This window comes from Paenibacillus sp. 598K, assembly GCF_003851045.1.
GTDB lineage: Bacteria > Bacillota > Bacilli > Paenibacillales > Paenibacillaceae > Paenibacillus_D.
The window spans coordinates 94560-109757 of record NZ_BFBX01000043.1; the positions used below are offsets into that span (position 1 = coordinate 94560).

12 protein-coding genes and 1 riboswitch are annotated in these 15198 nt (G+C 59.4%); of the genes, 4 read left to right on the forward strand and 8 right to left on the reverse strand.

Annotated features, from left to right (window positions below):
- From PA598K_RS14675 to PA598K_RS14685, 3 genes are all read left to right on the forward strand, one after another.
- Positions 1-792 (forward strand): acyl-CoA dehydrogenase (locus PA598K_RS14675; protein WP_148091940.1); only part of this gene is annotated, 792 nt, incomplete at its 5' end.
- Between the two features lie 47 nt (positions 793-839).
- Entirely contained in the window at positions 840-1589 is a 750-nt protein-coding gene (gene nfsA, locus PA598K_RS14680) for an oxygen-insensitive NADPH nitroreductase (protein WP_128657693.1), read from the forward strand.
- Positions 1590-1862: 273 nt separating this feature from the next.
- A riboswitch (cyclic di-AMP (ydaO/yuaA leader) is annotated at positions 1863-2016 on the forward strand.
- 131 nt (positions 2017-2147) lie between these two features.
- On the forward strand, positions 2148-2579 hold the full coding sequence (locus tag PA598K_RS14685; protein WP_128657694.1) for a hypothetical protein: 432 nt from the start codon (positions 2148-2150) through the stop codon (positions 2577-2579).
- An 84-nt stretch (positions 2580-2663) separates the two neighbouring features.
- Here PA598K_RS14685 and PA598K_RS14690 read toward each other — a convergent pair whose 3' ends face one another.
- From PA598K_RS14690 to PA598K_RS14705, 4 genes are all read right to left on the reverse strand, one after another.
- The gene (locus tag PA598K_RS14690; RefSeq protein WP_128657695.1) at positions 2664-3539 is read right to left on the reverse strand and encodes a carbohydrate ABC transporter permease; all 876 of its coding nucleotides are present in this window, start codon (positions 3537-3539) and stop codon (positions 2664-2666) included.
- Positions 3540-3575: 36 nt separating this feature from the next.
- Positions 3576-4505, reverse strand: a complete 930-nt coding sequence (locus PA598K_RS14695; protein WP_305779873.1) for an ABC transporter permease — start codon at positions 4503-4505, stop codon at positions 3576-3578.
- Positions 4506-4594: 89 nt separating this feature from the next.
- Positions 4595-6079, reverse strand: a complete 1485-nt coding sequence (locus tag PA598K_RS14700) for an extracellular solute-binding protein (protein ID WP_128657705.1) — start codon at positions 6077-6079, stop codon at positions 4595-4597.
- A gap of 159 nt (positions 6080-6238) precedes the next feature.
- Complete coding sequence (locus PA598K_RS14705) at positions 6239-8548, reverse strand: helix-turn-helix domain-containing protein (protein ID WP_185601978.1); 2310 nt, start codon at positions 8546-8548, stop codon at positions 6239-6241.
- Between the two features lie 252 nt (positions 8549-8800).
- Between PA598K_RS14705 and PA598K_RS14710 the strand changes: the two genes are divergently transcribed.
- Positions 8801-10354, forward strand: coding sequence for a class I adenylate-forming enzyme family protein (locus PA598K_RS14710; protein WP_128657697.1), 1554 nt, complete (start codon positions 8801-8803; stop codon positions 10352-10354).
- Between the two features lie 84 nt (positions 10355-10438).
- On the opposite strand, the gene PA598K_RS14715 is transcribed toward PA598K_RS14710, so the two are convergent.
- From PA598K_RS14715 to mgrA, 4 genes are all read right to left on the reverse strand, one after another.
- The gene (locus PA598K_RS14715; protein ID WP_128657698.1) at positions 10439-11119 is read right to left on the reverse strand and encodes a class I SAM-dependent methyltransferase; all 681 of its coding nucleotides are present in this window, start codon (positions 11117-11119) and stop codon (positions 10439-10441) included.
- 74 nt (positions 11120-11193) lie between these two features.
- Complete coding sequence (locus PA598K_RS14720; protein WP_128657699.1) at positions 11194-12636, reverse strand: RNA-guided endonuclease InsQ/TnpB family protein; 1443 nt, start codon at positions 12634-12636, stop codon at positions 11194-11196.
- A 222-nt stretch (positions 12637-12858) separates the two neighbouring features.
- Positions 12859-13704, reverse strand: a complete 846-nt coding sequence (locus PA598K_RS14725) for an alpha/beta hydrolase (protein ID WP_128657700.1) — start codon at positions 13702-13704, stop codon at positions 12859-12861.
- A 339-nt stretch (positions 13705-14043) separates the two neighbouring features.
- Positions 14044-15039, reverse strand: coding sequence for an L-glyceraldehyde 3-phosphate reductase (mgrA, locus tag PA598K_RS14730; RefSeq protein ID WP_128657701.1), 996 nt, complete (start codon positions 15037-15039; stop codon positions 14044-14046).
- Positions 15040-15198: the final 159 nt, after the last annotated feature.

Here is a 15198-nt window from a genome sequence, read left to right on the forward strand (position 1 = left end):
GTCAGCGAGCCGGGGATCGGCAGCCCGAGCCGCGGCGTCAAGCCGCGAACAACAGCTGTACCGACTGCGGGCGGCTGGTTGCTGAGCGGACGCAAAACCTACAGTACCCTGCTCCCGGTCATTAATTATTTCAGCGTCAGCGCCGCGATCGAGGGCGAGGCGGCGACAGGCGAGTTCTACGTCGAGCGCTCGGCAGGTGTCGGGATGGAGGAAACCTGGGATACGCTGGGGATGCGCTCCACCGGAAGCCATGATCTGCTGCTCGATCAAGTCTTCGTGCCTCAGTCGGCGCTGATCGCCATCACGCCGGACGGACAAAAACGCCAGCGACCCAACGACGGCATCGGCTATCTCATGTTCATCGCCGCCTGCTACACCGGGTTGGCGGCAGCGGCGCGGGACTACGCCGTGGCGTTTGCCCGCTCTTACCGCCCTGACAGTCTGGGCACGCCGATCGGCGAGCTGCCGCTCATCCAGCAGCAGCTCGGTCTGAATGAGGCGGAGCTGCTCTCGATCCGCACCTATCTGTACACGATGGCGCGCAGATGGGACGAAGAGCCCGAGCAACGCGGCTTGCTGAAGCCTGACTTTGCGCTAGCCAAGTACATGGCTGTCAACGGTGCGCTCCAGATCGCCGACCGTGCGATGCGGGTAGTCGGCGGCTCCAGTCTGTTCCGCGCCCATCCGCTCGAGCGGATCTTCAGAGATATCCGGGCGGGTGTCCACAACCCGCCGATCGACGACCTCGTCCTGAAAGAGCTGGCCCTTAAGGCACTCCAGACAGAGGACTAAGACAGAGGACTCATTAAGCAGTCTATTCCACCCAAGGAGGAGCACAGATGAGCGACATCATCCGGCATCTGCAAGCCCATCGTTCGATCCGGCAGTTCAAATCCACGGCAATCACAGAGGAGCAAGTGGCGCAGATCATCGCCAGCGCCCAGTCCGCCTCTACCTCCTCCAATCTGCAAGCTTACAGCGTTATCGGCATCCGCGACGCGTCGACGAAGCGGCAGCTGGCGGAGCTGGCCGGCAATCAGCGACATGTGGAGGAGTGCCCCTTGTTCCTCGTCTGGTGCGCGGATCTGCATCGCGCGCAGACAGCCGTTCAGTTGCACCAGGAGGACGATGCGCTGGAGATCCCGCAGAACGTCGAGACGTTCCTCGTCGCCACGGTCGACGCAGCGCTGGCTGCGCAGAATGCGGCTGTTGCGGCGGAGGCGCTTGGACTGGGTACCGTATTCATCGGCGGCATACGCAACGATCTGCGACGCGTCATTGAGCTGCTGCAGCTGCCACAGCTGGTATACCCTGTATTCGGCATGTGCCTCGGCGAGCCGGATCAAGCGCCGACGCCCCGTCCGCGGCTGCCCCGCAGCGCCATCTATCACTCGGAGTGTTACAGCGCGCGCGAACAAGCGGAGGGCATCCGCGCCTATGACGAGACCTTGGTCCAGTATTATGCCTCCCGTACGGGCGGGGGCAAGCAGACCAACTGGTCCGGCGAGCTGACGGCCAGGCTTCGGCCCGAGCGTCTGCGGCCCGATCTGTATGAGGTGCTGACCGCTCAGGGCTTTCGTTTGCAATAGCGACAGATCGGCTTCATGCGGCTTATCTTGCTCTTTTCCGAGCGGGATGGGCTGCATTTTTTTGTTTCCAACCTGATTACAGACACCGAAAAAAGGCTATGTTATAGATAGTGAGCTTGGCGCAGATTTTTGGCCTTACGCCTGCGGCTTGAATCGATTAATGCGCTTACATCGTCTGGAATGAGCGAATTTTAACTTTAAATCACTAAAAATGAGTTTTACAATGTGTGCAAACAGGAGTAAGATGCCAAGAGTAAGATGTTTTCCAATTGCATAGTTTGCACGCTGAATCCCTGATGATCTCAGGGAACGGGGGAACCAAACGAAGCCGCGTACGGGCTTCAGGGGTGAATCCTTAAGAACAAAGGACGGGTACTCTCAAACCCGAATCCGACAGCTAACCTCGTAAGCGTTATTGAGAGAGAAGCACTCCCTGTGCGTTATTCAACGAACCCTGGGAGCAGAATTCTCTGCTCTCAGGGTTTTTTATGATGAAACCAAATGAAAATCATCACGTATCTCAACTAAGGTCAGACAATCTAAAAGGAGCCAATGAAAATGACAAACGACGAAAAACTGATGGTATGCATCTCTTGTGGACCGAACGGGGAAAAGCTGATTGAACGCGGCGGCCAACTCGCAGAAGTCCTGGAGTCTCCGCTCTACGTCTTGGCGGTCATCCCATCGGGCAAGTCCGATATCGAGCTGCAGCCTCGCATCGCCTCCTGGCAGGCGAAGTGCTCGGAGCAAGGGGCGACGCTGCTGGTGAAGCAGCCCGACCATCTTAAGATACCCGACTTGATCGCCAAGACCGCGAAGGATCACGGCATCACCCAATTGATCATCGGCCAATGCGGCCAGACGCGGTGGCAGGAAATTATGCAAGGCTCGATCGTCAACGAGCTGCTCAAAAAGGTCGAGGAAATCGATCTGCACGTCGTCTCCGTCGAGCGCAACGACGTCCTGACGCCAGTCAGCGTCGGCGTATAGCGCATTTAGGATACATCGCTTGCGCGTACAGCGCCTTGCGACATCGCTTGCGAGTCGCACTCGCTGCGACAGGCTCGCCGCGATCTAGGATTTGATCGAACCGAGCAACGCCCCTTTGGCGAAGTGCTTTTGCAGGAACGGATAGACCATCAGTACCGGAATCGTCGCGACGACGATGACCGCCATCTTCACCGATTGGGCCGGCGGCGGCACGTCCGTGTAGACGGCATTGTCGTAGTTAAGTCCGCTGGCGAGTACGATGATCTGCCGCAGCAGCACCTGCACCGGCCATTTGGAGGCGTCATTGAGATACATGATTGCATGCATGTACGTGTTCCAGTAGGTGACTGCGTAGAACAGCGAGATCGTGGCGATCGCCGGCATCGAGCACGGGATGACGATGCGGAACAGGATGCCGACATCGTTGCACCCGTCGATCTTGGCGGATTCCTCGAGACCGTCCGGCAGCCCCTGGAAGAACGTCTTCAGAATGATCATATTAAACACATTAATCGAGGCAGGGATGATGAGCGCGAGCAGCGAATTCAGCAGCCCTGTCTCTTTGACGACCAGGAAGGTCGGGATCATGCCGCCGTTGAACAGCATCGTGAACACGAACAGGAACATGATCGTCTGACGGCCGGGCAACAGCTTGCGAGATAATCCGTAAGCGGTGAGCACCGAGATCAGCATACTCCAGAGCGTGCCTGCTGCCGTGATGCCTATCGACACCCCCATCGCCCGCAGCACCGCATCCGTCGAGAAGATGTACCGATACGCATCAAGCGTAAAGGTCGTCGGGAACAGCAGGAACCGCTTGGACGCAATCTCCGCCGAGGTCGCAAACGAGCTGCTGAATACATGGATAAACGGCAACACCGTAATGAGCGCGAAGGCCACCAGCGCCAAGCCGTTGATGAGGCCAAAAACGCGGCTGCCGATCGTTTTATCGCCGACCATCGCTTCTCCCTCCTTTACCGCTAACACTCCGCATCATTAATACACGCCTTCCTCTCCGTAGCGTTTGGCCAGCCAGTTGGCGCCGACGACCAGGACAAGTCCGACCAGTCCCTTGAAGAAACCGACCGCAGTCGAATAGCTGAATTGCCCCTGCTGCAAGCCTGCAACATACACATACGTATCGAAGATCTCCGCAACCTGCCGATTGGCCGAGTTGAGCAGCAGATACACATGCTCGAAGCCCAGCTCCAGCACATCGCCGATCTTCAGGATGAGCAGGACGACGATGACCGACTTGATCGAAGGCAGCGTGATGCTCCACATCTGGCGCAGTCTGCCAGCGCCGTCCATCTTGGCCGCCTCGTATAGCTGAGGATCGACGGAGGCGATCGCTGCTAGGAAGATGATCGTGCCCCAGCCCGCCTCGCGCCAGATGATCTGCAGGATGTAGATCGGGCGGAACCAATCCGACTTGAGCAAGAAGTTGATCTTCTGCAGCCCCATGCTCTCCAGCAGACCATTCACCACACCGCCGTCTACTGTCAGGATAACGAAGCTGATCGAGACGACGATGACCCAGGACATGAAGTGCGGCAGGTAGATGAGCGTCTGGATCGTCCGCTTGAGGCCGCTTGAGCGCAGCTCGTTGAGCATGAGCGCCAGGATGATCGGGATCGGGAAGAAGACGACTAGTTGCAAGGTGAACAGCACCAGCGTGTTCGTCAGGATCATCGCAAAGTCCGGCGAGCTGAACAGCCGCTCGAAGTGCGCCAGTCCGACCCATTCGCTCCCCATGATGCCCTGATACGGCTTGTAGTTTTTGAAGGAAATGATCAATCCATACATCGGAATATACTTGTAGATGAGAATATACAGCAGCCCCGGCGCGATCATCAGATAGATCCACTTGTGGCGTTGCAGCGTGCGCAGCACGCCTGCCCGGCCGGTTATCTCCCGCTTGTGCATCGTATCGCCTCCCATCGGCAGGACGCAGTCCCGGATGCCGCTATCCCGCATCCAGGCCGCTCCTCCCGTTGTTGTCGGGTATTCACCGATTAACCGGCCGTCTGGTTCGCCGCATTGAACTCGGCGATCACGTCCGCGCCGCCCTCTGACTTCCAACGCTCGATCGCCTGGTTGAAGCCTGCTTCGTCCAGCTCGCCGAGCATATAGTTGTACGTGGCGTCATTGATGATCTGGGCCAGACGATCCTTTTGCTGCGTGAAGGTCGGCGAGTCCAGCGTCAGCGTCGGATCGGACACGACATAGTTGGCATTGTCCGCGAACAGCTCGACGGCCTTCTGCATCGGCGCATATTCGTAGGTACCGTCCAGCCGTCCGCTCGTCGCCGCATCGCCCAGCTCGATAGAATTGTAAGGCTTCACCTCGCGGTCGAGCTTGCCCTGATCATTGATCGGCACTGCCCGCCCATCGACGACATTGTAATGCTCGCCCTCGATGCCCCAAAACAGCAGGTTGGCGATCTCGGGGGCCATCATGCCATCCATCAGCGCCAAGACGTCCTTCAGATGCTCCTCGGTCTTGATCGATGATTTGGGGAAGAGGTACGGGTGGTTGAAGCCCGGCCCGGAGAATACGGTAAACTCCCCGCTCGGCCCCTTCACCTGGTTATGCACGTCGAACACGACATCGGGATTAAGCTGCGCTGCCGACGAATGGATCGACTGAACGTCGCACATACAGCCGATATAGACGCCCGCCTTGCCGTTGATCATCAGATTCTGCTGATCGGTCTTGCTCGTCACCGGGAAGTCGGTGTTGATATAGCCCTGCTCGCGCAGATCGCGGAAGAAGTTCATCGTCTCCACATAAGCGGGGAACATAAATGCCGGAGCCAGCTGTCCGTCGAGCTCGCCCCATTCGTTAGGGACGCCGTTCCAGGAGGCGACGGTCTTGAAGGCGCCGGAGCCGAGGTCGCCGCGGTCCGCCAGGCCGAACGTATCGCGCTCGCCGTTGCCGTCCGGATCGTTCTCGGAAAATTGCTTCATCATCTCGAACAGCTCATCCATCGTCGTCGGCGCCGACAGTCCCAGCTTATCCGCCCAGTCCTTACGGTAGATGAGTCCTTGCCTCGACAGCGGCCGTCCCTGATACAACGCATACAGCTTGCCGTCGATCCGGGTATTGTTCAGCACATCGGCGTTCAGCTTCTGCAGATTCGGGTAGTCGCCCAGGTAAGGCTCGATCTCCCAAAATTGCCCGTCGCGGATCGCCTCGCGGTTGGCTCCGGTCATCGAAATATTAACGACGTCGGTCAGCGAGCCAGTCGCGAAGGCGGCGTTCATCCGATCCGGGAATGTCGAGGCGGGAATCCATTGGATGTCCAGATCGACACCCAGCTTCTCCTCAATCATCTCCTCGATGCGCGCATCGGGTATCTCCGCCACATGGAGCGGCGTCATCATACTGATCTTGGCCGGCGTCTTCGTCTCTCCTCCGGTCTCTGCAGGACTGCCGCCACTCCCTCCAGTCGTGCCTGTCGTGCCGCCCCCGCCATTGCTGCATGCGCCAAGCAGCATCGCCGCCGCCAGCACACCGATCGTCCAGGTACGCTTCACTTGCCCCCAACTCCTTCGATTCGGTAATGTCTTGCGGCCTCATCATAGCCCGGGCAGCGCCGTATCGGCCATACTCATTTGGCTGGAACCCTTGCCCCGCGCGGCTTTCCCATGAAATGATTATCCCTGCCATGACGAGTATTGGCTGCGATATTGGCCCGGCGTCATGCCCTCCTGCTTGCGGAAGGCGCGAATGAAGTTATGCGAATTGGTGTAGCGCAGCCGCTCGGCAATCTCCTTGACCGTCATCTCCGTCTCGGTAAGCCATTGCTTGGCCATCTGCAGCCGGTAGCTCGCCAGATAGTCGCTGAAGGCATAGCCGGTCTCTTTTTTGAAGACGCTGCTCAGGTAGCTGGCATTATAATGAAGTCTCGCCGCACAATCCTCGAGCGTAAACTCGGCATCGTAATGATGCTGGATTAGATCGATAATCCGCTCCGACAGCTTGTGATCCTGCGAGCGGCTACGCTCGCCGAAGTGGCGGAGCAGCGGCAGGACGAGCATCGAGCGGAGCCACTCGGCGATCTCCTCGCTCACATGGAGCGCCAGCAGTTCTTCGTAGAGCGCTGGCTGGCCAGCGCCTGGCGCGCGCAGCGTGACGCCGGCCTCGTGGCCGGTGATGAGCAGCCGATTGAGCAAGCGGACGAGCGAGATCTGGTATTCCTCAGGTGCGCGGGCAGGCGGCAGCGCCTCCTCCATCCAGCGCTCCAGCCCTCTGAGCGCCTCCGGCTCGTCGGCGCTCTTGATCGCGTCGATCAGCTCATGCTCGGTGCGTACCGGGTATTCGTAGAGCATCGATGGCTTGCCCGCACCCAGGCTGCTATACGGGATGATGACGCCCTTGCCGAGCCGGATCCGATGCTTGAGCGCCTCCTGGGCCTCGCGATAGGCGCGCGCTGCCTGATGCACCTCGCGCAGCGGCAAGCTGATGCCGATGCTGACCGTCAGCTTCAGATAATCGCTCACCAGCCGCTGGAGTCGGCTCGTCATCTCATGCAGCGCCTCCTCCGCCTCCCGCTCGTCCTCGGCCTGCAGTCCGGTCAGGACGACAAGCGAGCGGCCGAGCAGGACGGCGGGCAGACGTTGCTCCGGCGCGATTACTTCCTCGGTAATGTTGCGTGTCGCATATACGAGCAGTTCCATATCCTTGGGCTCGTATCCGGTATTGCCGAGCGTGTCGACCTGGATCGCCAGCACCCGCATGGTCCTCCAGGCAGCGACTTGCTCGGCGAAGCCGAAGTACGCCAGCTTCTCGCCGATCTCGGTCTGCCGCAGCTCGCCGCTGAACAGCCGGTGCAGGAAGAGGCTGCTGACCTGCTCGGCATGGTCCTGCACCTCATGCTGCAGCTGCGAGTTGGACTGGAACAGCTGGCGGATATGCTCCTCGATGAGCTGTACCTCGCTGCGCGGCCGCTCGGCCCGCGTCTGCGGCAGACGCTGGATCGTCTGGACGAGCCGGTGCAGCGGCGTATACAGATTGCGGCTGACCAGGCCGACGCTGACGATCGACAGGCCGATGATGCCCAGGCAGACCATCAGGGTGAGCCAGCCGATCTGGCGCGACTCGCGCGTCAGCTGCTCGATGGAGACAAGCGACAGATAGACCCAGTCGTTGAAGCCGGACTTGTAGTAGGTGAGCGTATAGCCCCGGCCGTCATGCTCGATCTGCTGCTGCCCCGACGACTCGTCGAAGGTCAGCTCGCGCTCGCCGAGCACCTCATGCGCGAACAGGCGGCTGCCGATCCGCGTCTTGTCGGGATGCGCGACGATCTGCCCGCTCTTGTCGACGACGAGCACCTCGCCCGGCTCCTCCCCGCCCGAGATCATCTCGGCGAGGCTGCAAGCGGGGATGTTGGCCATCGCCAGCCCGTACTTGTCCGCTGGGATCGTCGGCAGCTTGCGGACAAGGCTGACCATGTACGGACAGCTGCGGCTGGAAAGCGTGTCGGCGAAGCTGGATTTCTGCAATAGGACCCAGGAGACCGGATGCTCCAGCTCCAGATATGACAGATATTGCTCCCGGTCGGGATGCTCGGCGAGCCGCTTGATGCCGGAGTTGCGGACCATCCAGCCCTGACGCGCATTGACGAGGATGACCTCCTCGACCTTGGTGTCGAACGACTGCAGATGCAAGATCTCGCCGCGCAGCTTGTTGTACAGCTGGAACTGGTACGGCCCCAGCTCGCTGTAGAGCGCATCGTCCATCACCTGGGTGTCGGCGAGCTTGCCCAGCGTATGATCGACCGTCTTAAGCACCTGCTCGACGTTGGCGTTGATCTGTCGCAGCAGCTCCACCTCGCCCTGCTGGACATGCTCCTGTACCTGCTTGGCAGATCGGACATATGAGAAAGACCCGACGATGGCGACGGGCAGCACACTGAGTATACAACCGAACAAAATCATCTTGATGAGCAGACTTCTCCTGAGCACACGCATCCTTCCCCTTCTCGTAAGCGCTTAACCATTCGTGCAGCGCAAGTTCCTCCATTATAAAACCGATAGCGGGGAGTGGCAAACGATACGCGCGGGGAATGGCTGGATAAATAAGCTCAAGTCCCGCCTTGTCATAAGGAATTGTTATTGGAGGTCTGCAAGAGATAAGGCTACAATGAAGTGACATGTGTTATAGCATATAAAGAATATGCGAATAGATGGATATAACCTCGCGAAGGAGTTGACCCTATGTTGCTCTCTCCTATCCTGCCCCACGTGGCCAAGCTGCAGCCGCAGCGTGTCGCCATGAAGCGCGGCGACGACAGTCTCACCTACGAGCAGCTGTGCCGTGCCGTCAACCGTGTCGCCTATAGCTATCGCGTCCTCGGGCTGCAGCCTGGCGATCGCGTCGCGCTGCTCGGTCATCCCAGCCCGCTCCTGGCGATCGCCGAATGCGCTGCAATCGCGGTCGGGGCCGTGCCCGTCGCGATCTTCCCCGAGCTGGCGCCGCTCGAGCTGACGCTCATCCTCGACGATGCCGCTCCGTACGCCGTCATCTACGATACAGGCGAGCCCAGGCTGCGATCCATCGCATCCACGCTCACCGTCCCTTGCCTTATCAGCTGTTCAACGCGGACAGACGGCCCTTCGCTTGAGCAATTCATCGCCGCCTCGCCCGAGCTGACAGACTGGCACACCGCCGATCCCGACGATCTGGCGATCATCATCTACACCGGGGGTACGACCGGACGCTCCAAGGGCGTCATGCATTCGCATCGCGCCATTAGCCTGTGGGCGTTCATGAGCCCCTCGCGCGGCGGCGGACACTACCCGGCCAAAAAAGCGCTCGTCCCGAACCAGGCTCACCTGACCGGACAATTCATCCTATGGACGACCTTGTATGAGGGCGGATGCCTCATTTACGCAAGCTCATACCCGCTGCGGGCCGAGGAAGTCGCAGACATCATCGAGCGCGAGCAGTTGAAGCTGCTCGGCACCGTCGGCCTCCTGCTGCACGATCTCGTCCATCTGGACGAGGAGCGCATCCGGCAGCTGCGGTCGATTGAGAGTATCTCTTGCGGCGGCATGCCGATCAGCGAAGCCACGTACAACAAAGCGCGAGCGGTTCTCCCCCATGCCCGACTAACCTTCGTCTATTCCCAGACCGAGAGCGGCCAGTTCATCAGCTTCTTGTCCGTCGACCAGTGCTTTGCAGAGGGCAAGCGGCATCGCTTGTCATCGGTCGGCCATCCGTCGCATCTGGACCAATGGGGCCAGACGCCTTTTGAGGTGCAAATCGTCGATGAAGCAGGCAAGCCAGTGCGGCCTGGCGAGGTCGGCGAAATCATATGCAAAAGCGCTCAAGTCATGCTAGGCTACTGGAACAATCCGGAGGAGACGCGCAAAGCGTTGCGCGAGGGCTGGCTGTACACCGGGGATCTGGGGACGATGGATGAAGAGGGTTACTTGTATGTGTACGATCGCAAAAAAGACTTCCTCCTCGTGGGCGGCTCGAATGTATATTGCGCCCAGGTGGAGGCGGTGCTGGCTATGCATCCTGCCGTGCAGGAGGCGGCCGTCGTCGGAGCATCCTTGCCGGATGACAGCGAGCAGGTCGTCGCCGTCGTCGCGCTTCGCGAGCATGCGCAGCTTGAGCTGGAGGAGCTGAGCCGCTTCTGCGCTCCCTATCTGGCCTCGTACAAGCTCCCGACGCGCCTCGAGCTCGTGGCCGCTCTCGACCGCACCCCCGCAGGCAAGCTCGACAAGCGGGCGATCAAGCGAAGGGTGCTGTCGCAGGGCTGATGAGGACTCGACTCATCCTGCTAGACAACAACCACGACCAGGAGCGGGACATCTGCTCATTGGTCCGTGACATGTCGAACGTCGCTAGATCGCGACTGCAGCCAGGATGAGGAACATCGGACGACGCAGCTCGTCCTCGTAGCCTGGCGCATCCGCCAGCTCGGGCGCAGGCTCCGGCTCCGCTACCTGCTGGAGCGCGAACCCCGATGCCAGCAGGGTGCCTAGGTACGTGGACAACGTCCGGTGCACCTTGGTCACCTCCTCGCCGAGGAAGCGCGTCTGCCGCAGCCCCTCCTGCTGGTAATCGTCGACCGGCCAGTGCAGCCGCCGACCGGCGTCATCGTAGTGCCAGTCTTGCTCAGCCCGCGCAGTGAAGATCGGATGCTCGACCGAGAGGACGAAGCTGCCGCCCGGCGTGAGCGTCTCGCGGACGCGTCGGCAGAGCTGATCGAATCGCTCCACATAATGGATGGCCAGCGAGCTGATCACCACATCGAAGCTGCTCGCTGCGAAGTCGATGTCCTCGATCGCCATCTGCCGATAGTCGATCCCCTCATCCGTCGTCAGCTCGCGTGCCCTCTCCAGCATCCGCTCCGAGAGATCGATGCCGACGACGGCGCGCGCGCCCTGCTCTCTTGCATAACGACAGTGCCAGCCGTAACCGCAGCCCAGGTCCAGCACCCGCTTCCCTGCCAGCTCCGGCAGCATCCGCCTCAGCACATGCCACTCGCCAGCCCCGGCCAGTCCTTGTTGAGACCGACCCATCTGACTGTATTTCGTATGAATACTCCCACCACTTGCCAATGCTAACGCTGGCTGAAGTGGGGGTTTCAGATGTCTCAACCTGATGTTCTCAGGATGCTTAACACCTGTGGAGTTGACACGTTGACGGACTGGTTACCGTCCAACTCCTCTATCCCATCCCTACGTTTGGCACGTACGTTTGGGAATACTTTGCGCAGAATGTTGGCTGCTCCATTCACATCCGCATGAATCCTCCCGAGCGGGCTCACATACAGCCCACGGTGGATTCGCTTGCCGGAGAAGGTACACGTCGTCACCGCTTTATCAAAGCACGGTAACGGATCGTGATCCAGGAAGCTTGCTTTGGAGGTATATGCTTCTTCGGTCAGGATCACCGTGATCCCTTGCTCGGCCGCCTTATACCGGATCATCCCAATGAGCAGCCCGTGCGGGAGGTGACAGAACGATTGATTGTTTCGCCGTCCCATGGCGGTACCTTGCTTCCAGCCTGGGTTATGACCGATCACGAGGGTGCTTATTCCCGCCTGTACGGCCAACCGGACCAGGTGATGACTGACCTTGTGAAACAGGTCTTTTATTCGGCGATAACGCTGCAGGTGCAACCGTTCCAATCGTTTGGACGTATGCGGGCCTTCTCGCGGGTTCTTCCCCTGCCGAAGAATACTCAAGTAGTGCGCTTTCATTTTGTTGTAGTATTGATTGATCGCTTTGACGATCCCGCCCTTCACGAGCATCGGCTGCGCGCCGGTTGTCGTGACGAGGGTTGCGAGATTGTTCACGCCCAAATCAATCGCCATGCAACCTGCAGATGAAGCGGCGTCCGCTACCGGTTTCGGCTCGTTCAGAGGGCGAGCGAAGATCAGTTCAACCACATACTGCCCATGACGAGGAACCACACGCACCTGCCTGAGCTTGCCGTTCGTACCGCCCAGCTTGCCGATGTTCAGTCGCCGTTTAGTTCGGGGGAGTTTAAGATACTTTCCTTCTTTGATGATGCAGTCTTGATTCGAGAACACCACTTCCTTCCCCTTGCTTCGAGCATAGCCCGGCATCTTCGGCCTGCCCGTGAATCGCTCTGGACGTTGACGGTACGCCTTCATGCTGGCAAAAAAGGAAGCCCAGTTCTGGAACACAACCTTTAGAATGCCTTGGCTGCTCTGGGCAGGTAGCGCACGGTAATCGGGCTGGTTCATCACTTTGAACAAGGCATCCAGGAAGGCATACGAGAGGAAGGGCCGCTCCGGCGAAGGCAGCACAAAGGGATGATCCCGGTTTTTCGCGCTTCTTCGCTCATTCATCGCACCCAGATGTGCCGAGAGGGTATCCATCACTTGCCGTTGCAACGGTTGGCAAGCAGTCGACTGTCCCTTGGCGGTAAACACTTGGCGGATAAAAAAGGTCGCCGTATTGTACAAATTCTTCGCCTGTTGGCACGTTTCATCGAGGAAAGAAAATAACGGATGCCCTGGCTTGATCCACACTTGAAACGTTCGATAGTCGGATTTTTGCGCGGACATGATGTCACCTCCCTTTTCACTCAAAAAGCGAATGTATGTTCCTATTCATTATACCGTCACAAAGGAGAAAAGGAAAGAAGATTTTGTAGGCTAAACGAGAAGTCGCCGATTCACCTCACCACTTGGAGAAGTGAGAGTCCTCTCGGCGAAAGTTGATAGAAGGACGGATCGTCGTATTTGTTCTGACGCATCATGTGCCTCCTGTCCGCGATCAAGCGAAGGTTAATAGACGACGTCAAGCCAGCCAAGCCGGATGAAGAACTGGTCGATATCCAGGATCGCCCGCTCGATCTCGGCGTCGGTAGCCGTGTAATCGTAGAGTATAAAAGCATGCTTGGTGTCCGGGTAGAGCACCAGTTCCGAGTGATTGCCGCTCGCCAGCAGCGCCTCATGCAGCCGGATCGACTGATGCGGCTCCACGGTCCGGTCGAGCAAGCCGTGCAGATGCAGCATCGGCGGCAGACCGGCACGCACTTGAAAGACTGGCGAGAGGCATCGCGCCTGCTGATACCGGTTCAAGTAACGCTGCGCCTCGTCCCCCGCCCCCTGGTCGTAACGAATCGGAATATTGGGGAAGCAGATCGTCAGATCGGTGACGCCGTTCAGATTGACGACAGCATCGGGCGCAGACGAGATACTCTCATCCTCGTGCGGGTTGTCGCAGTCGGCCACCATCGCCGTGCTCGTCGCCAGATGACCGCCCGCCGAGTCGCCGATCGCCGCGATTCTCCTCGGATCGATGCCGAGCTCGCCGGCATGCTCGCGGATGTAGCGTATCGCCGATTTGCAGTCCTCCAGACAAGTCTCGACCGTCACCTCGCCATCGATGACTGGCTCCGGCTCGATGAGACGGTAGGCAACGGAGATCGCGACGGCTCCCCGTCTGGAGAAGTACTCGGCATGCGGCAGGAACATCTCCGGGTGACCGCCACGCCAGCCGCCGCCGTGGATCCAGACGAGCGCCGGCATCCGGTCACTCGCGTCCCAGTCCGGCGGCCGGACGACGAGCAGCTCCAGCTCGATGCCGTTTCGTTTCTTGTATACGACTCTTAGCGGATGAACAGCCACGTAAGCAACACTCCCTTGGCATTGTGGATCGATTGATACCAGTATACCAAAGGCTGGAATGTGGAGGGAAGCGGCAGCCGGAACGGGAAGCGAGCATTAGAGTTGTGACGGAGTTACTGCCCTGTCGTTCGGATGATAAGAGTGCCAAGAAATGATCAGCGACGACAAGACGAAACGGCCTCGCCGTCCTTTAACAACGTGAGGAGCACTATCGGAGAATGTGACAAAGGACCGTCCCGGATCAGCTCCGGCAACGGTCCTTTGTCCTTGCGGATCACTCCGCTAAATTCCTAATGTCCTGCGAGGATCGCATCGACCCATCACTCCGCTCGCTTCCTACTATCCAGCGAGGATCGCGTCGATCCGCGACAGCTCTTCCTCCGTGAAGGCGAGCTTGGCCAGCGCGCCAACGGCGTCATCGATCTGGCTCGTCTTGCTGGCGCCGATCAAGGCCGAGGTGACCGTCTCCTTGCGGAGTACCCAGGCGAGCGCCATCTGGGACAGCTTCTGACCGCGCTCATCGGCGAGCTGCTGCAGCTTGCGGACCTTGGTCAACACCGCCTCCGTCAGCTCGGACGGACTCATGAAGACGCTCGGGCCAGCCGCTCGAGAGTCGGCCGGGATACCGTTCAGGTAACGGTCGGTCAGGATGCCCTTCTGCAGCGGCGAGAAGACGATCGAGCCGATCCCCAGCTCGCCCAGCGTATCGAGCAGTCCCGACTCCTCCGGCCGACGATTCATCATCGAGTAGCTCGGCTGGTGGATGAGACACGGTGTGCCTAGCTGCTTCAGGATGGCAGCCGCCTCGCGTGTCTGCTCGGCCGAGTAGTTGGAGATGCCGACATAGAGCGCCTTGCCCTGACGCACGACGTGATCAAGCGCGCCCATCGTCTCCTCGAGCGGCGTATCCGGATCGGGACGATGATGGTAAAAGATATCGACATAGTCCAGTCCCATCCGCTGCAGGCTGCGATCGAGGCTGGAGACGAGGTATTTGCGCGAGCCCCACTCGTTGTACGGTCCCTCCCACATCTTGTAGCCGGCCTTGGTGGAGATGACGATCTCATCGCGGTACGGGGCCATATCCAGCTCCAGGATACGCCCGAAGTTCTCCTCGGCCGAGCCCGGCGGAGGACCGTAGTTGTTCGCCAGATCGAAGTGCGTAATCCCCAGATCGAAGGCGTGGCGGATCATGCTCCGCCCTGTCTCGAACGACGTCTCGTCGCCGAAGTTATGCCACAGGCCGAGCGAGATCGCCGGCAGCTTCAATCCGCTGCGACCGCTCCGTCTGTAGAGCATCTCGCGATATCTCGACTCGCTTGCTTGATAGACCATAGTACGTACCCCTCTCATCGTGCGTGGATTTTGGCAGTGAGCTTGCCTATAAGTGCGTGTTCAAAAAGGTCGGTTTTCAGCACCGAGAAGCTTGGAGGCAGGAGGAAATGAGGAGCGGAGCGTAGTGGAGGCTACGTGAGCACCGGAAGTTCCGACTGC